General features: G+C 37.2%; 22 protein-coding genes. 16 read left to right on the top strand and 6 right to left on the bottom strand.

All coding sequences use genetic code 11. The features are described from left to right. Positions 1-1,267 (bottom strand): collagen-like repeat preface domain-containing protein (locus tag AC0NJG_RS11390; protein ID WP_474063070.1); only part of this gene is annotated, 1,267 nt, incomplete at its 3' end. A 113-nt stretch (positions 1,268-1,380) separates the two neighbouring features. Further along, a complete protein-coding gene (locus AC0NJG_RS11395; protein WP_087954559.1) occupies positions 1,381-2,346 on the bottom strand; it encodes a tyrosine-type recombinase/integrase in 966 nt (321 codons plus the stop codon). A gap of 113 nt (positions 2,347-2,459) precedes the next feature. On the opposite strand from AC0NJG_RS11395, the gene spoVK reads away from it, so the two are divergent. Then, positions 2,460-3,416, top strand: a complete 957-nt coding sequence (spoVK, locus tag AC0NJG_RS11400; protein ID WP_000438184.1) for a stage V sporulation protein K — start codon at positions 2,460-2,462, stop codon at positions 3,414-3,416. Positions 3,417-3,448: 32 nt separating this feature from the next. On the opposite strand, the gene AC0NJG_RS11405 is transcribed toward spoVK, so the two are convergent. Both AC0NJG_RS11405 and AC0NJG_RS11410 read right to left on the bottom strand, forming a co-directional pair. Then, positions 3,449-3,583, bottom strand: coding sequence for a hypothetical protein (locus tag AC0NJG_RS11405; protein ID WP_000181496.1), 135 nt, complete (start codon positions 3,581-3,583; stop codon positions 3,449-3,451). A gap of 99 nt (positions 3,584-3,682) precedes the next feature. Continuing rightward, a complete protein-coding gene (locus tag AC0NJG_RS11410) occupies positions 3,683-4,306 on the bottom strand; it encodes a trimeric intracellular cation channel family protein (protein ID WP_000312262.1) in 624 nt (207 codons plus the stop codon). A 92-nt stretch (positions 4,307-4,398) separates the two neighbouring features. On the opposite strand from AC0NJG_RS11410, the gene hflX reads away from it, so the two are divergent. From hflX to AC0NJG_RS11445, 7 genes are all read left to right on the top strand, one after another. Continuing rightward, positions 4,399-5,673, top strand: coding sequence for a GTPase HflX (gene hflX / locus AC0NJG_RS11415; protein ID WP_140168509.1), 1,275 nt, complete (start codon positions 4,399-4,401; stop codon positions 5,671-5,673). Continuing rightward, on the top strand, positions 5,666-6,937 hold the full coding sequence (locus AC0NJG_RS11420; RefSeq protein ID WP_087954561.1) for a methionine gamma-lyase family protein: 1,272 nt from the start codon (positions 5,666-5,668) through the stop codon (positions 6,935-6,937). Before hflX ends, AC0NJG_RS11420 begins: the two co-directional genes overlap by 8 nt. A gap of 175 nt (positions 6,938-7,112) precedes the next feature. Next, positions 7,113-7,502: a transcriptional repressor GlnR gene (glnR, locus tag AC0NJG_RS11425; protein WP_000656783.1), complete on the top strand. Its 390-nt coding sequence runs from the start codon at positions 7,113-7,115 to the stop codon at positions 7,500-7,502. Positions 7,503-7,550: 48 nt separating this feature from the next. Further along, positions 7,551-8,885 (top strand): type I glutamate--ammonia ligase, encoded by a 1,335-nt coding sequence (gene glnA, locus AC0NJG_RS11430; protein ID WP_000135331.1) that lies wholly within the window; start codon positions 7,551-7,553, stop codon positions 8,883-8,885. 378 nt (positions 8,886-9,263) lie between these two features. Next, positions 9,264-9,587 (top strand): PadR family transcriptional regulator, encoded by a 324-nt coding sequence (locus AC0NJG_RS11435; RefSeq protein WP_001102622.1) that lies wholly within the window; start codon positions 9,264-9,266, stop codon positions 9,585-9,587. Then, on the top strand, positions 9,580-10,122 hold the full coding sequence (locus AC0NJG_RS11440) for a DUF1700 domain-containing protein (protein WP_087954566.1): 543 nt from the start codon (positions 9,580-9,582) through the stop codon (positions 10,120-10,122). Before AC0NJG_RS11435 ends, AC0NJG_RS11440 begins: the two co-directional genes overlap by 8 nt. After that, entirely contained in the window at positions 10,123-10,929 is an 807-nt protein-coding gene (locus AC0NJG_RS11445; protein ID WP_087954567.1) for a DUF4097 family beta strand repeat-containing protein, read from the top strand. It begins immediately after the preceding gene. An 86-nt stretch (positions 10,930-11,015) separates the two neighbouring features. Here AC0NJG_RS11445 and lexA read toward each other — a convergent pair whose 3' ends face one another. Continuing rightward, positions 11,016-11,636: a transcriptional repressor LexA gene (gene lexA, locus AC0NJG_RS11450; protein WP_000413738.1), complete on the bottom strand. Its 621-nt coding sequence runs from the start codon at positions 11,634-11,636 to the stop codon at positions 11,016-11,018. A 141-nt stretch (positions 11,637-11,777) separates the two neighbouring features. Between lexA and AC0NJG_RS11455 the strand changes: the two genes are divergently transcribed. Then, positions 11,778-12,434, top strand: a complete 657-nt coding sequence (locus tag AC0NJG_RS11455) for a YneB family resolvase-like protein (protein ID WP_087954568.1) — start codon at positions 11,778-11,780, stop codon at positions 12,432-12,434. Between the two features lie 45 nt (positions 12,435-12,479). Further along, positions 12,480-12,719: a DUF896 domain-containing protein gene (locus AC0NJG_RS11460; protein ID WP_000948565.1), complete on the top strand. Its 240-nt coding sequence runs from the start codon at positions 12,480-12,482 to the stop codon at positions 12,717-12,719. 23 nt (positions 12,720-12,742) lie between these two features. Here AC0NJG_RS11460 and AC0NJG_RS11465 read toward each other — a convergent pair whose 3' ends face one another. Further along, positions 12,743-14,341, bottom strand: a complete 1,599-nt coding sequence (locus AC0NJG_RS11465) for a bifunctional metallophosphatase/5'-nucleotidase (RefSeq protein WP_474063071.1) — start codon at positions 14,339-14,341, stop codon at positions 12,743-12,745. Between the two features lie 184 nt (positions 14,342-14,525). Here AC0NJG_RS11465 and AC0NJG_RS11470 point away from each other — a divergent pair, with 184 nt between their 5' ends. From AC0NJG_RS11470 to sirA, 6 genes are all read left to right on the top strand, one after another. Next, entirely contained in the window at positions 14,526-15,464 is a 939-nt protein-coding gene (locus AC0NJG_RS11470) for a phosphate/phosphite/phosphonate ABC transporter substrate-binding protein (RefSeq protein ID WP_087954570.1), read from the top strand. A gap of 83 nt (positions 15,465-15,547) precedes the next feature. Continuing rightward, a complete protein-coding gene (gene phnC, locus AC0NJG_RS11475) occupies positions 15,548-16,321 on the top strand; it encodes a phosphonate ABC transporter ATP-binding protein (protein WP_087954571.1) in 774 nt (257 codons plus the stop codon). Further along, positions 16,318-17,112, top strand: a complete 795-nt coding sequence (phnE, locus tag AC0NJG_RS11480; protein WP_087954572.1) for a phosphonate ABC transporter, permease protein PhnE — start codon at positions 16,318-16,320, stop codon at positions 17,110-17,112. The genes phnC and phnE (AC0NJG_RS11480) overlap by 4 nt, the downstream gene beginning before the upstream one ends. After that, positions 17,112-17,915 (top strand): phosphonate ABC transporter, permease protein PhnE, encoded by an 804-nt coding sequence (phnE, locus tag AC0NJG_RS11485; protein WP_088328081.1) that lies wholly within the window; start codon positions 17,112-17,114, stop codon positions 17,913-17,915. The genes phnE (AC0NJG_RS11480) and phnE (AC0NJG_RS11485) overlap by 1 nt, the downstream gene beginning before the upstream one ends. Positions 17,916-18,218: 303 nt before the next feature. Next, positions 18,219-20,219 carry a transketolase gene (gene tkt / locus AC0NJG_RS11490; protein WP_087994736.1) on the top strand — a complete coding sequence of 667 codons (2,001 nt, stop codon included), beginning with the start codon at positions 18,219-18,221 and terminating at the stop codon, positions 20,217-20,219. Positions 20,220-20,375: 156 nt separating this feature from the next. Next, positions 20,376-20,816, top strand: coding sequence for a sporulation inhibitor of replication protein SirA (sirA, locus tag AC0NJG_RS11495; protein WP_000860645.1), 441 nt, complete (start codon positions 20,376-20,378; stop codon positions 20,814-20,816). Positions 20,817-20,837: the final 21 nt, after the last annotated feature.

The following is a 20,837-nucleotide window of genomic DNA, read 5'->3' on the forward strand; positions in this document are numbered from 1 at the left end:
CGCCAGTAGCGCCAGTCGCGCCTGTGTTACCTTGAGGTCCGGTAGCGCCAGTAGCCCCTGTATTACCTTGAGGTCCGGTAGCGCCAGTAGCGCCTGTGTTACCTCGAGGTCCGGTAGCGCCAGTCGCGCCTGTGTTACCTTGAGGTCCGGTAGCGCCGGTAGCGCCTGTGTTACCTTGAGGTCCGGTAGCGCCAGTAGCGCCAGTGTTACCTCGAGGTCCGGTAGCGCCGGTAGCGCCTGTGTTACCTTGAGGTCCAGTCGCGCCAGTCGCACCTGTGTTACCTTGAGGTCCGGTAGCGCCTGTGTTACCTCGAGGTCCAGTGGCGCCAGTAGCGCCTGTGTTACCTCGAGGTCCGGTAGCGCCGGTAGCGCCTGTGTTACCTTGAGGTCCGGTAGCGCCGGTAGCGCCTGTGTTACCTTGAGGTCCGGTAGCGCCTGTGTTACCTCGAGGTCCGGTAGCGCCTGTGTTACCTTGAGGTCCGGTAGCGCCAGTAGCGCCAGTCGCGCCTGTGTTACCTTGAGGTCCGGTAGCGCCAGTAGCGCCTGTGTTACCTTGAGGTCCGGTAGCGCCGGTAGCGCCTGTGTTACCTCGAGGTCCGGTAGCGCCAGTCGCGCCAGTCGCGCCGGTAGCGCCTGTGTTACCTCGAGGTCCGGTAGCGCCAGTAGCGCCAGTCGCGCCAGTGTTACCTTGAGGTCCGGTAGCGCCTGTGTTACCTCGAGGCCCAGTGGCCCCAGTCGCGCCAGTGTTACCTCGAGGTCCGGTAGCGCCTGTTGGCCCGGTAGGTCCAGTAGGTCCGTGAATGAATGAAGCAGAATTAACTAGGGCGGTTTGCAATGCTGCAATTAATTTAAGGAGCTCTTGAAGTGTGCAAGGGTCAATTCGGAATAGTTTTGTAATGGATAGTAAATAATTAATTAGATTTTGAAGCTCGATAAATACAGCGCTTGCTACGAAGGTTGGATTTTTTAATATAGTTATTAAGTTTTTAATAATTGCTAACCCTTGTGCTTTCAGGGAGGAAGTAGCATCTAGTGAACAAATAAATTTACTTAGTAGGTTCAATGTATCAATTAGATCTTCAATGTTTTGGGGAGATGGATTTGCGAAAAGTTTTGGGATTATTTTTGTTAAGTCGATAATGATTGCGCGAAATGTTCTAAGTTGTGCCTTAGTAACTGGGATTGATGGGGTGTTGGGGATTCGTCCAGCGCTACTTGGAAAGCATGGTTTGGAGAATTTGTTCTGACTGTCGTTATAATGAGACATTAAATCTCTCCTTTCTAATGAGGATATGAACGAAACTCATCATAGTAGATGCAAAAATTAGTTAAATGGTCATAGTAAAATCGTTTGTTTGAAGAAAAAATAGAAAAAACGCCTTATGATAAGGCGTTTTTTCTATTTTCTGCGTATTGATAATATCGTTTTAGTGAAATCTTTGATTTGAACCCAGCTAGCTTTATAATTTCTGATTCCGGAGTATCTTTTTTTATTAAGTTTAAAATATAGGTGTTACGAAAGTGTTGTCCTGAGATTCCTTTGCGTAAATTTGCTCTAGATACTTCAAGGCGAATCATTTTTTGGATTGCGATTTCTGTTAATCCTTTTGGTGCGTCATTTTCGTATACCCACCTGTATGTTCCGCGATTAAAATCGAATGCGACAAATAATGGGTCATTACTATGGTATTTTGGACGAACGGGTTCAGGGATGCTTTTGTAATAAGTATATAGTTGTTTTTTGTCTTTGCTGGTTAATGTAATTGTTCTTTCTACACCTGCGGTTGCAGGTATAGATAACGTGTTAGTTTCAAAGTGGACATGATGCATAGTTAATGCTGTAAGTTCTTGTAAGGATAATCCATAGTCAATTAATAAATTCAAAATAGCGGTATTACGATCCATCAATAAAGGGCGTACAGGACGTTGCTTTTCTGAAAGTCCTTCCAATGAAGTGACTATATGTTTTAATCTTTTTTCTTCATCAGATGAAATGAAATCTTCATTGCGGAGTGTGCGGTCTGGTTGAATAGAAATTTCCATGTTCTTTAATGGGTTAGGAATGTTTAGAAAATGATGCATTCTATTTAATACAATAAATACGCGGTGCATCGTTTTTTCTGAGTAATGTCGATTCTTTTTTAAGTCGGAAAAGTAATCTTCGTAGTCTTTTGTACAAAGTGTAGCCCATATATTACTGGAAGGGAGCTTTTTGTTTTTTTCTAACCAATGTCCGAAATCTTCAATGTCATAAACATAACGTTTAATGGTTGAAGGTTTTCGGCCTTTATTCAATAAAAAAATAGAAAAGGCTTGTATTGTATCATGGAATTCCGTTGTCTCCATAGTCCCACCACCTTCATTATTTCTTTTATTATAGCAAACTTTTCTGAAAATAGTCATTTGCAAGGGAGACAAGAATAATAATATTTGGTGAGTGGATAAAATGAGGTGATTGTATGGAACAATCGATGCGAAAGAAAAATAATAATCAAATTAACATTGTGTTAAATCATCGAAAGAAAATTTCTTTACCGGCTGCAGAAAATAAAACAGTAATTTCGAGTGAAACTACTACGAAACACGAGATGTTGCAAAGAATTGAAGAAGAGATGGGAAAACTCGTTGGGATGGATGATATAAAAAAGATAATAAAAGAAATATATGCTTGGATTTATGTGAATAAAAAAAGACAAGAAATAGGATTGAAGTCTGAGAAACAAGTACTTCATATGTTATTTAAAGGGAATCCAGGTACAGGGAAGACAACTGTTGCTAGAATGATAGGGAAATTATTATTTGAGATGAATATTCTATCAAAAGGGCACCTAGTTGAAGCTGAACGTGCGGATCTTGTAGGAGAGTACATCGGTCATACAGCTCAAAAAACAAGAGATTTAATAAAAAAAGCAATGGGAGGAATTTTGTTTATTGATGAGGCGTATTCATTAGCCCGAGGGGGAGAAAAAGATTTTGGAAAAGAAGCAATTGATACGCTCGTAAAACATATGGAAGATAAACAACACGGTTTTGTATTGATTTTAGCTGGATATTCCAGAGAGATGAATCACTTTCTTTCATTGAATCCAGGACTACAATCTCGTTTTCCGTTTATAATTGAGTTTGCGGATTACTCAGTAAATCAGCTGTTAGAAATAGGGAAGAGGATGTATGAAGAACGTGAATATCAGTTATCGAAAGAGGCTGAATGGAAATTTAGAGATCATTTACATGCTGTAAAGTACTCATCGCAAATTACATCCTTTAGTAATGGGCGATACGTCCGGAATATTGTTGAAAAATCAATTCGTACACAAGCTATGCGGTTGTTACAAGAGGATGCGTATGATAAATATGATTTGATTGGAATATCAAGTAGTGATTTGATGCTTGAAGAGGAGACGCACAGTACGTAAACTGTGCGTCTGTTTTTTATATAAGTGCTTTATTATTTTTTTGCTTTTTCTTGATAAGATTTATGGAAACGTTCCATTTTAGCGCTTTTTTCGTGTGCAGAATTAGGATCATGTCCAATTTGACCTACTGAGCTTTTTTGAGCCCCTTTATTCACATGGTTTGTCATTTGTGTTCACCTCGCTTTGAGAATTAGTATAAACATTATGTGAGGAAAAACTCGTTAGAAAAGAAAAACCTCTTTACGATTTGTAAAGAGGTTGGATTGCTATTTATGCATTGAACGTTCGTTTGTGTCGATGCGTCTATGCGGTAAATGCCATTTGTAATGAATAGAAACCATGCGGAAGCAAACAATTAAAATGAATAAGGTGTATAGAGCCCAATCGCTAACAATAATTTGAGCGCCGATTAAGAAACCTGCCAGAATCGTCCAAAAAGCATATACATCAGCTCGAAGAACGAGAGGTTTTCTACGGGCTAAAAGATCGCGGATAATACCGCCTCCAATGCCGGTTAAAACGGCTGCTACGATTGTAGCGCTAATTGGTAAATTTAATTTTTGAGCGTATAATGCCCCTTGTACGGCAAATGCTGATAAGCCGATAGCATCAGTAATGTTTTCCCACTTTTTCCAGTGTTTAATTAATTTATTTGGAAAAAGAAAAATAATCGTCATTGATAAAAGTGCGATTTGGAATAACATGTCTTGTTGCCAAAACGCGACAATCGGATAGCCGATTAATAAATTACGAAGGGCACCTCCCCCAAATGCGGTTGCCATTCCTAAAATATACACCCCGAAAATATCATAATCCTCTTCCATTGCAACAATGGCTCCGCTTAATGCGAAAGCAATTGTGCCTATGATGCTAAAAATCTCCCATGCCATGAATTTTCTCCCCCGCTAACTAGATGAAATGTGCTTCCTCTGCTATTATATTAGAAGGTTTAAATTTCGAAAAGGATGAGTGAACATATTTGATGGAAGAAAAAGAAAAAGTCATATTAGTGGGCTGTCAATTGCCGCAAGATGATGATGAAAAATTTATGCATTCCATGAAAGAACTTGCATCATTAGCGAAGACTGCGCAAGCAGAATTGTTAGTGTCTACAACGCAAAAACGACCGAAGTTTCATCCGGCGACTTATATAGGTAAAGGTAAATTAGAAGAGCTTACGATGTTAACTGAAGAATTAGAACCGGATGTTATCGTTTTTAATAACGAATTAACGCCGAGTCAAATTCGGAATTTATCCGCAGTATTAGATGCGAGGGTAATTGATCGAACGCAACTCATATTAGATATTTTTGCGCAACGTGCGAAGTCGAGAGAAGGGAAGCTTCAAGTAGAATTAGCCCAATTGCAATATACAATGCCGCGTCTTATGGGACAAGGATTGTCTTTATCACGTCTTGGTGGTGGTATTGGAACGAGAGGACCGGGTGAGACGAAACTTGAGACTGATCGTCGTCATATTCGATCGCGCGTTGATGAAATAAAGAAGCAACTTGCAGTTGTTGTGGAACATCGAAAAAGATATCGTGAAAGAAGAAAAGATAATAAAGTATTTCAGGTTTCATTAATAGGATATACGAATGCGGGAAAATCTACGTTGTTTAATAGATTAACGGAAGCTGATACGTTTGAAGAAAACTTGTTGTTTGCAACGCTAGACCCGACGACAAGGAAGATGCCGTTACCTTCTGGTTATACAGTATTACTAACTGATACGGTTGGTTTTATACAAGATTTACCTACGTCATTAATTGCTGCATTCCGTTCGACATTAGAAGAAGCTGGTGAAGCGGATGTTATTTTACATGTTGTGGATTCTGCAGACCCTAATTATATAGGGCATGAGAAAACAGTAAAACAATTATTGTCAGAACTCGAAATTAATCATATTCCTATCATTACGCTATATAATAAAAAAGATGAATTACATCAAAACTTTATTCCGTTTCCGAAAAGTGATTTTTTAATGACTAGTGCTTTTGAAGAAAAGGATCTATTACATATAAAAGAAGCGATAGAAAAGAAAATGAAGGAAGAAATGAATCGTTATCAAGTGGAAATACCTCCGAGTGAAGGTAAGTTATTAACTCTATTAAAGACAGAGACACTATTAACGAAAATGGAGTTTTTGGAAGAGAAATTTGTATATGATTGCGCGGGGTATATTTTTGCTCATTCATCGCTTAATGTACAATTAAAGAGATTTTTAGTGGAAGAAGGAGAAAATAAAAATGTTTGATCGTTTGAAAAATGGAGAAAAAATTGCTCCAATCGTAAAAGAAGTAGAGAGCCAAATTACAGAAGTACATAAACGTGCGGATGAAGTAATTGAAAGCAATCAGTTTCGTGTATTAGAAAGTTTTCGTAAAAACAAAATTAGCGATTCACATTTTATTCCGACGACAGGTTACGGTTATGATGATATTGGCCGTGATACGTTAGAAAAAGTGTATGCAGATGTATTTGGAGCGGAAGCTGGTCTTGTTCGTCCGCAAATTATTTCAGGTACTCACGCAATTTCAACAGCGCTATTTGGTATTTTACGTCCAGGAGATGAGTTATTGTACATCACGGGTAAGCCGTATGATACGTTAGAGGAAATTGTTGGTGTGCGCGGAAAAGGTGTAGGGTCATTCAAAGAATATAATATTGGTTATAATGCAGTTCCGCTTACTGAAGAGGGGCTTGTTGATTTTGGAGCTGTTGCGGCTGCCATTCATAGTAATACGAAAATGATCGGTATTCAGCGCTCAAAAGGTTATGCTACTCGTCCGTCGTTTACTATTTCTCAAATTAAAGAAATGATAGCGTTTGTTAAAGAAATTAAACCTGATGTTGTTGTGTTTGTAGATAACTGTTATGGCGAGTTTATTGAAGAGCAAGAGCCATGTCATGTTGGTGCAGATTTAATGGCAGGTTCGCTTATTAAAAACCCGGGTGGGGGAATTGTTAAAACTGGTGGTTACATTGTTGGTAAAGAACAGTATGTTGAAGCGTGTGCATATCGTTTAACATCTCCAGGAATCGGTGCGGAAGCAGGGGCATCTTTATACAGTCTGCAAGAAATGTATCAAGGTTTCTTCTTAGCGCCGCATGTAGCAGGACAAGCGCTAAAAGGTGCGATTTTTACAGCTGCATTTTTAGAAAAGTTAGGAATGAATACATCACCAGCGTGGAATGCACCAAGAACGGATTTAATTCAATCTGTTCAATTTGATGACAAAGATCGCATGATTGCATTCTGCCAAGCAATTCAATATGCATCTCCGATTAACTCTCACTTCACTCCATATGCCAACTATATGCCGGGGTATGAAGATGATGTAATTATGGCTGCGGGAACGTTTATTCAAGGTGCAAGTATTGAATTGTCGGCTGATGGTCCAATTCGTCCGCCTTATGTTGCTTACGTACAAGGTGGGCTAACTTATTCACATGTGAAGATTGCGATTTGTTCTGCAATTGATGCATTAATTGAAAAAGAATTATTAACAATTTCTTAAAGGGAAGCTGTCGATTTCGACAGCTTCTTTTGCGTGAAAGTAATGATTTATTTCATTAGAAAAAAGAATGAAAAATTTTTTAAAAAAATCATGTAAGAAAAGCTAACATCTATTGACACTAAACATAACATGGTATAAAATGAGAAGCAGTTAAGGCGAAGGAGGAACTGAAACAATGAAAGAAGATAGACGTTCTGCCCCGCTGTTTCCTATTGGTATTGTTATGGATTTAACACAATTGTCTGCACGTCAAATTCGCTACTATGAAGAGCATAATCTTGTTTCTCCAACCCGTACAAAGGGGAATCGTAGATTATTCTCATTTAACGATGTAGATAAGTTGTTAGAGATTAAAGATTTATTAGATCAAGGCTTGAATATGGCTGGTATTAAACAAGTGTTACTAATGAAAGAAAATCAAACAGAAGCAGTGAAAGTAAAAGAAGAAACGAAAGAAATTTCAAAAACTGAGCTTCGCAAAATACTTCGAGATGAACTACAACATACAGGTAGATTTAATCGAACTTCATTGCGACAAGGTGATATTTCAAGGTTTTTTCACTAAAGAGAACTGATTCTGAAGGTGTTTAGAGGGACTAAGGAGGAATTTATAATGGCTAGGTACACAAAAGAAGATATTTTCCGTTTGGCGAAAGAAGAGAATGTAAAGTATATCCGTTTACAATTTACGGACCTTTTAGGGGTAATTAAAAACGTAGAAATTCCAGTGAGCCAATTAACAAAAGCTCTTGATAACAAAATGATGTTTGATGGATCTTCTATTGAAGGTTTCGTACGTATTGAAGAATCTGATATGTACTTATATCCAGACTTAGATACTTGGGTGATTTTCCCTTGGACAGCTGAAAAAGGTAAAGTAGCTCGATTAATCTGTGATATTTACAATGCAGATGGCACTCCATTTGAAGGGGATCCACGTAACAATTTAAAACGTGTATTAAAAGAAATGGAAGCTTTAGGATTCTCAGATTTCAATCTTGGACCAGAGCCAGAATTCTTCCTATTCAAAGTAGATGAAAAAGGAAATCCAACATTAGAATTAAACGATAACGGTGGATACTTCGACCTTGCGCCGATGGATCTAGGGGAAAACTGTCGTCGTGATATCGTTCTTGAACTTGAAGAAATGGGCTTTGAAATTGAAGCGTCTCACCATGAGGTTGCTCCAGGGCAACACGAAATTGACTTCAAATATGCAAATGCAATTCGTTCATGTGATGACATTCAAACATTCAAACTTGTTGTAAAAACAATTGCTCGTAAACACGGTTTACACGCAACATTTATGCCAAAACCATTATACGGTGTGAACGGTTCAGGTATGCACTGTAACTTATCACTATTCAAAAATGGTGAGAACGTATTCTATGATCAAAACGGTGACTTACAATTAAGTGATGACGCTCGTCACTTCATCGCAGGTATTTTAAAACACGCACCAGCATTTACAGCGGTAGCAAACCCAACTGTAAACTCTTACAAGCGTTTAGTACCTGGATACGAAGCTCCTTGTTACGTAGCATGGTCTGCACAAAACCGTAGTCCATTAGTACGTATCCCTGCATCTCGTGGTATTAGCACACGTGTAGAAGTACGTAGTGTTGACCCAGCTGCAAACCCGTATTTAGTAATGGCAACATTATTAGCAGCAGGTCTTGATGGAATTAAAAACAAATTAACTCCACCAGCTGCAGTAGATCGTAACATCTACGTAATGACAAAAGAAGAGCGCGAAGAAGCAGGTATCGTTGATTTACCGGCAACATTAGCGCAAGCTTTAGTTACGTTACAATCAAATGAAGTGGTATGTGGTGCACTAGGTGACCATTTACTTGAGCACTTCATCGAAGCGAAGGAAATTGAGTGGGATATCTTCCGCACACAAGTTCACCAATGGGAACGCGATCAATATATGTCTCTATACTAAGAGGTGAGGAAGCCCTGATACTACGGTATCAGGGCTTTTTTATTTGTCGGCAATATAGGTGTTAGTTGAAATGAATTGAATAGATGCCTGAAAAAAATATGACGGTATTTGAATTTCTATTCCATATCTTTAATGTAACGTGGTGAAATTCGAATTGCTTTGTGTTCCAAAAGGGTGGATAAGTAAAAGTAACATGCGTAATATCTATAGGTATAAAAAATTGTACGATATGTTGTGTTCGGTATTGGATATGTTTAATACTAAAGTTCGATTGTTTAAAACTATAGTACCTTGCAATAAATAATACTAAGTGGTATATTATGGATATGTCTGGTACCGTGTATTGAACAGTACTGAAATGAGAAAGGGGGATTGTCCTTGAACGTTCAGTTTAAAAAAGGTGTGTTAGAACTGTGTGTATTGGCACTTGTGAAACGTAAGGATTGTTACGGTTATGAACTTGTTCAACAAATCTCAAATAAATTTTTAATATCGGAAGGGTCAGTATATCCTTTATTACGCCGTTTAACGAAAGAAGGATATTTTCAAACGTATTTAAAAGAATCTACGGAGGGGCCACCTCGCAAATATTATCAACTAACTGAGCAAGGGGAAACGCAACTGAATGTGTTAGTAACAGAGTGGCGTGATTTTGCGAAAGGTGTACAAGAAATTATTGAAGGGGTGGAATGGGATGAGTAAAGAACAGTTTCTTAAGGAATTATCAAGTCACCTTAGAAAGTTACCGGACGAAGAAAGAAAAGATATTTTATTTGATTATGAAGAGCATTTTCAGTTTGGGATAGAAGAGGGGAAAACTGAATCGGAAATAATAAAGGGGCTTGGCTCTCCGAAAGTAATTGCAAAAGAATTACTCGCTTTATATCGTTTCGATGAAATGAAAAAAGACCCGTCGACTTCAAATGTGACAAGAGCTGTCATGGCAGCGATTGGACTTAGTTTGTTTAATTTTATTATTGTGTTAGGCCCTTTAGTTGCAATTATTGCTTTTATATTTTCTTTTTGGGTCGGTGGGATTGCTAGTGTAGTGACACCATTTTTTGTTATTGGAAAAGTTTTTGTGGGTACTTTTATATGGTTGGATTTATTCGTTAGTATAACTTTTGTTGGAGTAGGTTTGTTGTTATGTATGATTGCTTATTATAGTACGAAGTGGTTTAAAAGGCTTTGTGTACGTTATGTAATATGGAACTTCAAAATGATAAAAGGGGAGTAGATGATGAAAAAAATATTGTTAGCAGCAATTGCTTGTATCATTATTGGAGTAATTGGGATTTCACAAACATATGAAAAAGCAGTGCAAGCTGCAGAAGAAGGAAACAAAGAAGATAAAATTAAAAATGAAACACTAAAAAATATAGAAGTTAAGTTAGATGTCGGGGATATTGTTGTCCAAAAATCTTCTGACGCTTCTTTTTATGTAAAGCAATCAGGAGATGCGCGTAAACAAGAGATTCGTATTACTGAAGATGGTGATACATTAAAAATCATTGGAGAAAGAGAAAAAGGTGCTTCATTTGATTTTTCCTTTTACGATTTTAGGTTTCAAACGTCTACAGTGACTCTCCTTGTGCCTGAACGCTCTTACCAAGATGTAAAAGTAAATTCATCTGCTGGACAAATTGAAATAAGTGATGTGAAAAGTGACCGTGTAAGTGCTAGAACACTTACTGGAGAAGTGGATTTGAAGCATGTAACGGCTAAGAATGTGGAGGGATCTACAAAAGCTGGTGAAGTAAACTTTAAAAAAGTAATAGGGAAAGTGACTGCAAAAACGACCAGTGGGGAAATAAATATTCTAGATCATGATTCTACGTATAATCTAGAAGCAAGTTCAACTGCGGGAGATATAAATATTACTTTATCGGAAAAACCAAAAGATGCGGTAATTACTGGGCAAAGTGCTGCCGGGGATGTAACAATTTTTAATAAAGAAAATAAAGACGTAACAATTGGCAAGGGGAGTAAAAAGATTAGTGGTAAAACAGCTGCGGGCGATGTGACGATTGAAACGCGTTCATAAGAAATAGAATGTATGAAAATCTATCAAAATACAAAAAAGAAGATAATTACCGTATATGAATAGGGTAATTATCTTCTTTTATATTCTTAATGTAAATCACGATATACGCCAATTACTTTACCGATAACTGACACTTGTTTTAAAATGATAGGTTCTAATGAAGAGTTTTCCGGTTGTAGACGGAAATGGTCTTTTTCTTTATAGAAACGTTTAACAGTTGCTTCATTATCTTCTGTTAAAGCGACTACAATTTCACCATTATATGCAGACTGTTGTTGGCGAACAACAACTAAATCTCCATCGAAAATACCAGCTTCAATCATACTATCTCCAGAAATACGTAACATAAACACTTGATCTGCTCCTGCGACAATGCTAGCTGGAAGAGGGAAGTGTTCCTCAACGCTTTCGACTGCTGTAATTGGTAATCCAGCAGTAACTTTCCCGACAATTGGAACTTGAATAACAGATTGTGTTTCTGTATCCATTCGGTCTTCACCTAAAATTTCAATTGCACGTGGTTTTGTTGGATCGCGTCGAATGTATCCTTTTTCTTCTAATCTTGATAAATGTCCGTGCACTGTAGAACTAGAAGCGAGGCCGACTGCTTGACCAATTTCACGTACGGAAGGTGGATATCCTTTTTCTTGTACTTTTAGCTTAATAAAGTCGAGAATGTCTTGCTGGCGTTTCGTTAACTTTTCCATGTTTTCTAACACCTCGTTTTCTTTCATTTTTCTTATTAATAAGTATAACATGTGAAAAAACATTCTACAAACATAAGTTCGAACAAAAGGCGAATTTATGTTACACTAAAGGGAAATTATAGTGAGAAAGAGGGGTTCATAATGAATGCAATTATTTATGCGCGTGTGAGTACAACAAAAGAAGCACAAGAAACATCATTAGTACGTCAAAAAGATGAATTATTGCATTTAGCGGAGCGCTATCAAATGAATGTTACTAAGGTGATTGAGGAACAGGCTAGTGGCTATACAATTGAACGTGACGGCATATTAGAAGTGTTAGATACAATTCGAGACGAACAAATTGATGTGCTACTTATACAAGATGAAACGCGCCTTGGTAGGGGGAATGCAAAGATTGCGTTAATGCACTGTTTACATAAAGAAGGAATAAAAGTATATACGCATACACATAATGGTGAATTGCAATTGTCGGATTCTGATTCAATGGTATTAGATATTATTGGTATTGTTGAAGAGTATCAAAGAAAGATTCATAATTTAAAAATTAAACGTGGTATGCAACGAGCAGTAGAAAAAGGCTATCGTCCAGAAAATAATTTAAAGAATCGTCATTTAAGTGTAGGACGAGAGAAGAAAGAAGTGCCAATTGAGGAAATTGTACGTTTGCGTAAGAGTGAACTTACTTTTGAAGAAATTGCAGCAACACTACGTGGCTTTGGTCATAATGTTTCAAAAGCGACGGTACATCGTAGATATGTAGAGTATACAAAGCAATTGCTTGATAAAGAAGAGTAACTATTGTATGATAATAATCAGTTTTGATTAGAAGGGGGATTCGAGATGCTTAGTCACGAACTCGTTGAACGCATTAACTTCTTAGCGAAAAAAGCAAAAGCTGAAGGTTTAACTGAAGAAGAACAACGTGAGCGTCAATCGCTACGTGAACAATATTTAAAAGGATTTCGTCAAAATATGTTAAACGAACTAAAAGGAATTAAAGTCGTTAACGAACAAGGTACTGATGTTACACCGGCGAAATTAAAAGCTTTAAAAAAGCAAGATAATGCAAAATTAAACTAAAAGATGGGCGAAGCCCATCTTTTTTATTTATTATAATCGTTAGTAATAACTTTCCAGTTGTTATTAACTGTTGCTTCTATCTTTTTATGTTTCAATATATAGTTAGCGATAAGTTCAGACATATCTGTTGGTATGTCTTTTATTACGGGCTTATTTTGAAACATAAAGAAGTTCCCTCCGCCGCTTGCGCGATAATTATTCATAACGACGTCATATTCTTCGTTCATATTAAGAGGAGTGCCTTTATGTTGTAAAGATTCTACTCTTTCGCCAATTGGTTTTGAAATGTTTAATACGTACGAAATTCCTTCCCACATATCGTAATTATAGTGTTGCGGCTTTGGTTCTATAAAGGTAGGGTTTACGATGATAGATCCATTTTCTTTTAATGTGAAATAAGAAGCAGAGAGTTCGAGAGCATCTTTTATATCTGAGCCAGTTATTCTAATTACTTTTAATGTATTTGGATAAATATAATTAGAAACGATGTCACGCATTGTTACATGTTCCGGGAAACCTGGAGATGTATTATGGAATAGGCTTGTACAAGAAATGGAAACATTAGCAATATCCATCTGTATTTTATTTATGAATTCAATAAAAGGATGGTCTTTCAAACGAGTTTGCATAGCATCTGAAATTTGCATGTCACCGTGGATGGTTCCAATAGGTTGATCAAGCCATTTTTGTGTTTTCTCTTCATAATCGGCTACCAAGTAAAGAACATCTGGATCTGCCTCGATTTCTTGCACAGTCAATAGTTCTGAATAACTCTCTTTTTTTACCCACTCTTGTTTCATTTTTTCAAATGTTATAGTTACTTTTCCAACTGAATGTCCATTACATCCAGTCTGTAAAATTGTTACACCATTACCCACTGTTTGAGCAATTTTTCGGTGCTGATGGCCTGTTAATAAAATATCTATGCCCTCAATTTCATGACACATTGCATACCCTTGGTTTTCACCTGTTAAAACTTCAGTCGGTTCTCCAGTTTGTAAATCGCGTTCAAATCCCCCGTGATACGCTACGACTAGTAAATCTGGTTTCTCGTGTTCGTGAATGTAAGCAACCCAATTTTTTGTTGTTTCTAACGCATCTTCAAATTGTAAGTCTTTAATGTGATGGGGTTGTTCCCAATTTGGAATGTAATGCGTTGTCATCCCTAAAATAGCAATTTTTATATTTGATTCAATGTGTTTTATTATATATGGTTTTCCGAAATAAGATTCTTTGCTGTTTTTATCTAAAATATTTGCTGATAAATACGGGAAGTTGGCAGTAGAAATAGCATGATTTAAGACATCAATTCCGTAATTAAATTCATGATTTCCAATCACTGCAGCGTCATAACGTAAATAGTTTGCTATTAATGACATTGGGTTTTTCTTATCTTTTTCATATGTAGCGTAATGATAAGTAAAGGGTGTTCCTTGTATGAAGTCACCATTATCAATTAATAGGACGTTTCTATTTTCGGAACGTTCTTTTTTTATAAGAGTAGAAATTTTAGCTAAACCAATTTCAGCTTTGGAGTTATCTTGATAGTGAATTGGATAAACAGTACCATGTATATCACTTGTTAATAAGATGTTTAAAGTTATAATTTGATTTTGATTCAATATCATTCACCTTTTCTATTATTATCTACCAATTAAGCATATCAAATATATGAAGAGAATTTTAATGTGAGTGTATAGAATGTGTAAAGATTCTGTAAATAAGCAATTATTCGTGAAAATGTGTGATATATTTCTTCATGTTTACGGAAGGTTATTTTATAACAAGAAAAATGGAGGCATTAACATGTTGAAAAAAGTTTTTGCAATGAGTACAACAGTTGTACTAGCAGCGGGTTTATTAAGTGGCTGTGGAACGAAGGAATCAAGCGCAAGTAAAAATGAAGATACGAAAAAAGGGTATGTACCAAAGACTTTAAATGTTCAATTTGTTCCTTCTCAAAATGCAGATACGTTAGAGGCGAAGGCAAAACCACTTGAGAAGCTATTAAGTGATAAGTTAAATATTCCAGTAAAAGTTAGTATTTCGACGAATTACAATACAATTGTAGAAGCGATGGCATCTAAGCAAGTAGATGTAGGTTTTTTACCTCCAACAGCGTATGTGCTAGCACATGAGAAAAAGGCTGCAAACGTAATTTTACAAGCACAACGTTTTGGAGTAGATGATGAAACGGGAGCTCCTACAAAGGATTTAGTAGACTTTTATAAGTCTGAATTTGTTGTTAAGAAAGATTCAAATATTAATAGTGTAAAAGATTTAAAAGGTAAAAAAATTGGTTATCAAGATGTAACGTCATCAGCGGGGTATGTGTGGCCTGCGGCTGTACTATTAAAAGAGGACGTTGATCCGCTAAAAGATGTGAAACCTGTTACATTAAAAGGTCACGATCAGTCGCTTATTGCTCTTTTAAATGGTGATGTAGACGCAGCTGTTGTATTCCAAGATGCTCGTAATATTGTAAAAAAAGATTATCCGAATATATTTGATCAAACGAAAATAGTGAAATTTACGGAGAAGATTCCAAACGATACGATTTCGGTACGTTCTGATTTAGATGGAGAGTGGAGCAAGAAATTACAGGATGCTTTCATTGAAATTGGAAAGAATGAGGAAGGTCACAAAATCATTAAAGAAGTATATTCACATGAAGGATATGTTAAATCTGATGATAGTAAATTTGATATCGTTCGTGACTATGGGAAGAAAGTAAAAACGCAATAATACATATGGAAATGGCAGCTAGCTGGAAAGGTATGTTTTCAGTTAGTTTGCCGTTTTGAATTCATAGAAGGTAGGTAAGATGTGTGATAGAGTTTCGAAATGTTTCCAAAGTGTATCCAAATGGTACAAAAGGATTGAATCATATAAATTTGAAAATTCAAAAAGGTGAGTTTGTTGTAATGGTAGGGTTGTCCGGAGCTGGAAAGTCTACACTTCTAAGATCGATAAATCGTCTTCATGAGATTACAGAAGGTGAAATCATGATTGAAGGTGAGTCTATTACTGCTGCAAAAGGAAAAGGATTACGCCGCATGCGCCGGGATATTGGTATGATTTTTCAAAGTTTTAATCTTGTAAAGCGATCAACGGTATTAAAGAACGTATTAGCTGGCCGTGTCGGGTATCATTCGACACTACGTACAACGTTAGGCTTATTTCCGAAAGAAGATTTGGAGCTTGCCTTTCAATCGTTAAAAAGGGTAAATATTTTAGAAAAAGCATATGCGCGCGCTGATGAATTATCAGGAGGACAACAACAACGTGTATCAATTGCTAGAGCGTTGGCGCAAGAAGCAAAAATCATATTGGCAGATGAACCTGTTGCGTCGTTAGATCCGCTAACAACAAAGCAAGTATTAGATGATTTGAAAAAAATTAATAAAGATTTTGGAATTACAACAATTGTAAACTTACATTCTATTGATTTAGCTAGGCAATATGCGACACGTATTATTGGATTACATGCAGGCGAAATTGTTTTTGATGGCCTAGTAGAAGAGGCAACGGATGAAAAATTTGCTGAAATTTATGGTGACGTAGCGCAGAAAAGTGAATTGTTAGAGGTGGCAGTTAAATGAATGATGTGACGATATATTCGAAATCGATACCGAAGCCGCCGAGTAAGTTAAAACATATGTTAACGTTAATTCTAGTCATTTTACTGTTGTGGGGAAGTAGTATACAGGTCGACGCATCATTTTCAAAACTAGTAGCTGGTTTTCCTAATATGATGGATTTGTTAAAAGAGATGGTGCCACCAGATTGGAGTTATTTTCAAGTTATTACAACAGCAATGTTAGATACAATACGTATGGCGATTATTGGGACGACTTTAGGAGCGATATTAGCTATTCCACTGGCACTATTTGCGGCAAGTAATGTGTTTACTAGTGCATTTTTGTACAGTCCAGCTCGATTGATTTTAAATTTTATCCGAACGATACCAGATTTATTATTAGCGGCGATTTTTGTAGCTATTTTTGGAATAGGACCACTTCCAGGTATTTTAGCTCTTACTTTTTTCTCAATTGGGCTCGTGGCGAAATTGTTGTATGAGTCAATTGAATCGATTGATCCAGGCCCATTAGAAGCGATGACAGCAGTAGGAGCAAATAAGGTGCAATGGATTGTTTATGGGGTAATTCCGCAAGTGAAAGCACATTTTGTCTCCTATGTTCTTTATACATTTGAGGTGAACGTACGTGCAGCAGCTGTTTTAGGTTTAGTAGGGGCAGGTGGTATTGGATTATATTATGACCGTACACTTGGGTTTTTACAATATCAACAAACTGCATCTATTATTATCTATACCCTTGTTGTTGTATTGTTAATTGATTATGTAAGTACATTGTTGCGGGAGAAATTATAATGAGTAAAACGACGTTAATCGTACCAAAACCGAAGAAACCGAGTATGTATCGCTGGATTATTTTCATAGCACTTACATTTGTTTATGTATGGGCTTTTTCAGGAGTACCGCTAGAAGGAATCAAGGATACGGCGGGAGAAATTACAAAAGCAATTATGACAGGCGTATTGAATCCAGATTGGTCGTATGTATCTTTGCCAGATGGTGAAGATTTATTACATGGTTTAATTGATACGTTGGCAATTGCGATATTAGGTACATTTATTTCTGCCTTTTTATCTATTCCATTCGCTTTTTGGGCGGCGACGAATATGAGTAGTGGAAAATTAACTTCGGGAACTGGGAAATTTGTACTTAGTTTTGTCCGTACATTTCCTGAATTAGTTATGGCTCTTTTATTTATAAAAGCTGTTGGACCAGGTTCTTTTGCCGGCGTTCTAGCTTTAGGGTTACACTCTATTGGAATGTTAGGGAAATTATATTCAGAAGGAATTGAAAATATAGATAAAGGACCGACGGAAGCGTTAATAGCAACAGGTGCGAATCGTTTTCAAATACTTTGGTATGCAGTATTGCCACAAGTATTACCAGATTTTCTATCCTATACGTTATACAGGTTCGAAATTAATGTGCGATCCGCTGCCATTTTAGGTGTTATTGGAGCAGGTGGAATTGGCACACCTTTAATTTTTGCACTGAGTTCACGCAATTGGTCTCGTGTAGGAATTATTTTATTAGGCATCATTTTAATGGTTATTATCATTGATTTTATTTCAAGTTCGATTCGGAAACGGATTGTTTAACTGATTTGAAAAGCATCGAATTTAGATGCTTTTTTGTACTTTTAAAAGCGGATTGAAAAAGTTAGTATAGAAGAATTTTGTATATCTGTATAAATATACAGATAATTCCCTTTCTTTTCAAAATAAAAATAATGAAAAAGTATGTCATATTGAATGCCCATACATTCCCGGAAACATTGATTTTTTTATAAAAAATCAAAAAAACATCAACATATTTGTCGATACATGTTGTATAATCTTGCGTGGGAAGCTATCATATAAATGTATAAAACGTTTACTAATATAAGCGAAGGGAAGAATAGCATGTCACATTCAATCGAACAACTTTCTATCAACACGATTCGCACATTATCCATCGATGCGATTGAAAAAGCAAACTCTGGTCACCCAGGAATGCCAATGGGTGCAGCACCAATGGCTTATACATTATGGACTCAATTTATGAAACACAATCCAAATAACCCAACGTGGTTTAACCGTGATCGTTTCGTATTATCTGCAGGTCATGGTTCAATGTTATTATACAGCCTACTTCACCTATCTGGTTATGATGTAACAATGGATGACTTAAAGAACTTCCGTCAATGGGGAAGCAAAACTCCAGGACATCCTGAGTACGGTCATACAGCTGGTGTAGATGCAACGACTGGTCCACTTGGACAAGGTATTGCAACAGCTGTAGGTATGGCAATGGCTGAAAGACATTTAGCTGCTAAATATAACCGTGATGCGTATAATGTAGTAGATCATTATACATACGCTATTTGTGGTGATGGAGATTTAATGGAGGGCGTTTCTGCTGAAGCATCTTCATTAGCTGCTCATTTACAATTAGGTCGTCTTGTTGTGCTTTATGATTCAAACGATATTTCATTAGATGGCGATTTAAATCGTTCATTCTCTGAAAGTGTAGAAGATCGTTACAAAGCATACGGATGGCAAGTGATCCGTGTTGAGGATGGAAACGATATTGAAGCAATCGCAAAAGCAATTGAAGAAGCGAAAGCTGACGAAAAACGCCCAACGCTAATTGAAGTAAGAACGACAATTGGTTTCGGTTCTCCAAACAAATCAGGAAAATCAGCTTCACATGGTTCTCCACTTGGTGTAGAAGAAACAAAATTAACGAAAGAAGCATATGCTTGGACTGCTGAGCAAGACTTCCACGTAGCAGAAGAAGTATACGACAACTTCCGTAAAACAGTACAAGATGTTGGTGAAACTGCGCAAGCAGAGTGGAACACTATGCTAGGTGAATATGCACAAGCATACCCAGAATTAGCAAACGAATTCCAAGCAGCAATGAACGGTCAACTTCCAGAAGGTTGGGAGAAAAACTTACCAACTTATGAATTAGGATCAAAAGCAGCAACTCGTAATTCTTCTGGTGCTGTAATTAATGCAATTGCAGAATCTGTACCATCATTCTTCGGTGGATCTGCTGACCTTGCTGGTTCTAACAAAACATACATGAATAACGAAAAAGACTTTACAAGAGATGATTACAGCGGTAAGAACATTTGGTACGGTGTACGTGAGTTCGCAATGGGTGCAGCAATGAACGGTATTGCACTACATGGTGGTTTAAAAACTTACGGTGGTACGTTCTTCGTATTCTCTGACTACTTACGTCCAGCAATTCGTCTTGCAGCATTAATGCAATTGCCGGTAACGTATGTATTCACACACGACAGTATCGCTGTTGGTGAAGATGGTCCAACACATGAACCAATCGAGCAATTAGCAGCGCTACGTGCGATGCCAAATGTATCTGTTATTCGTCCAGCTGACGGTAACGAGTCTGTTGCAGCTTGGAGACTAGCTCTAGAATCTACAAACAAACCAACTGCTTTAGTCTTGACTCGTCAAGACCTTCCAACATTAGAAGGTGCAAAAGATGATACGTATGAAAAAGTAGCAAAAGGTGCATATGTAGTTTCTGCAAGCAAGAAAGAAACGGCTGATGTAATCTTACTTGCAACTGGATCTGAAGTAAGCCTAGCTGTTGAAGCTCAAAAAGCATTAGCAGTAGACGGCGTTGACGCAGCTGTTGTCAGCATGCCATCTATGGATCGCTTCGAAGCTCAAACTGCAGAGTACAAAGAATCTGTATTACCAAAAGCAGTAACAAAACGTTTCGCAATCGAAATGGGTGCTACATTCGGATGGCACCGTTACGTAGGTCTTGAAGGAGATGTGTTAGGTATCGATACATTCGGTGCTTCTGCTCCTGGTGAGAAGATTATGGAAGAGTATGGATTTACTGTAGAGAACGTTGTTCGTAAAGTAAAAGAAATGCTTTAATGATTTCAGAAAAATCTCTCCAGCATGGAGAGGTTTTTCTATGTAAATGAGTTTTTTCGACAGAAAAAGTTTTTTCTCTCTCCGCAGTCAGACAATCATTGCAAATTTTCTTATATATAATGAAGAGAAAAGGTTGTCCAGATTGGGAGTGGAAAAATGAAAACGTATGAATTGTATTTAATTCAAGAGGATATTGCGAAAGCTTATTTTGGTCGTGAATATTTGTTTTTTGATTTATTTGCTCGATTTTCAGAATCTGGGTCCCTTTCGGAGAAAAAAGTGTTATATAAGCAAATGATGTATATAACGATGCCATTGCAAGTAATGAAAATTCATCATAAATTAGAACAAGCTTTGCGCGTTCTTGGTAAATATGATCGAACACATCATACACATACACTTTATACAGGGGCAGAATATGGCGAAATAATGGTGAAACCACACTATATTCGCATGAATACCTCTGGAAATGTTTCTATGGAAACGACTTTCTTTGAGGTGCTTCGGAAGTGTGAATTAACATTTTTAGCTATGGATTATGAAAATACAAAGTACGGATGGCTGAATCCTCTAAAACAAGTACGAACATATGTGTAAAAAATGTCGAATTGTATCTTG

The organism is Bacillus sp. SSR7 (genome assembly GCF_055902415.1).

Coding starts and splice junctions, on each gene's coding strand:
- AC0NJG_RS11395 (WP_087954559.1), bottom strand. CDS start 2,346: ATGGAGACAACGGAATTCCATGATACAATACAAGCCTTTTCTATTTTT.
- spoVK (WP_000438184.1), top strand. CDS start 2,460: ATGGAACAATCGATGCGAAAGAAAAATAATAATCAAATTAACATTGTG.
- AC0NJG_RS11405 (WP_000181496.1), bottom strand. CDS start 3,583: ATGACAAACCATGTGAATAAAGGGGCTCAAAAAAGCTCAGTAGGTCAA.
- AC0NJG_RS11410 (WP_000312262.1), bottom strand. CDS start 4,306: ATGGCATGGGAGATTTTTAGCATCATAGGCACAATTGCTTTCGCATTA.
- hflX (WP_140168509.1), top strand. CDS start 4,399: ATGGAAGAAAAAGAAAAAGTCATATTAGTGGGCTGTCAATTGCCGCAA.
- AC0NJG_RS11420 (WP_087954561.1), top strand. CDS start 5,666: ATGTTTGATCGTTTGAAAAATGGAGAAAAAATTGCTCCAATCGTAAAA.
- glnR (WP_000656783.1), top strand. CDS start 7,113: ATGAAAGAAGATAGACGTTCTGCCCCGCTGTTTCCTATTGGTATTGTT.
- glnA (WP_000135331.1), top strand. CDS start 7,551: ATGGCTAGGTACACAAAAGAAGATATTTTCCGTTTGGCGAAAGAAGAG.
- AC0NJG_RS11440 (WP_087954566.1), top strand. CDS start 9,580: ATGAGTAAAGAACAGTTTCTTAAGGAATTATCAAGTCACCTTAGAAAG.
- AC0NJG_RS11445 (WP_087954567.1), top strand. CDS start 10,123: ATGATGAAAAAAATATTGTTAGCAGCAATTGCTTGTATCATTATTGGA.
- lexA (WP_000413738.1), bottom strand. CDS start 11,636: ATGGAAAAGTTAACGAAACGCCAGCAAGACATTCTCGACTTTATTAAG.
- AC0NJG_RS11455 (WP_087954568.1), top strand. CDS start 11,778: ATGAATGCAATTATTTATGCGCGTGTGAGTACAACAAAAGAAGCACAA.
- AC0NJG_RS11460 (WP_000948565.1), top strand. CDS start 12,480: ATGCTTAGTCACGAACTCGTTGAACGCATTAACTTCTTAGCGAAAAAA.
- AC0NJG_RS11470 (WP_087954570.1), top strand. CDS start 14,526: ATGTTGAAAAAAGTTTTTGCAATGAGTACAACAGTTGTACTAGCAGCG.
- phnE (WP_087954572.1), top strand. CDS start 16,318: ATGAATGATGTGACGATATATTCGAAATCGATACCGAAGCCGCCGAGT.
- phnE (WP_088328081.1), top strand. CDS start 17,112: ATGAGTAAAACGACGTTAATCGTACCAAAACCGAAGAAACCGAGTATG.
- tkt (WP_087994736.1), top strand. CDS start 18,219: ATGTCACATTCAATCGAACAACTTTCTATCAACACGATTCGCACATTA.
- sirA (WP_000860645.1), top strand. CDS start 20,376: ATGAAAACGTATGAATTGTATTTAATTCAAGAGGATATTGCGAAAGCT.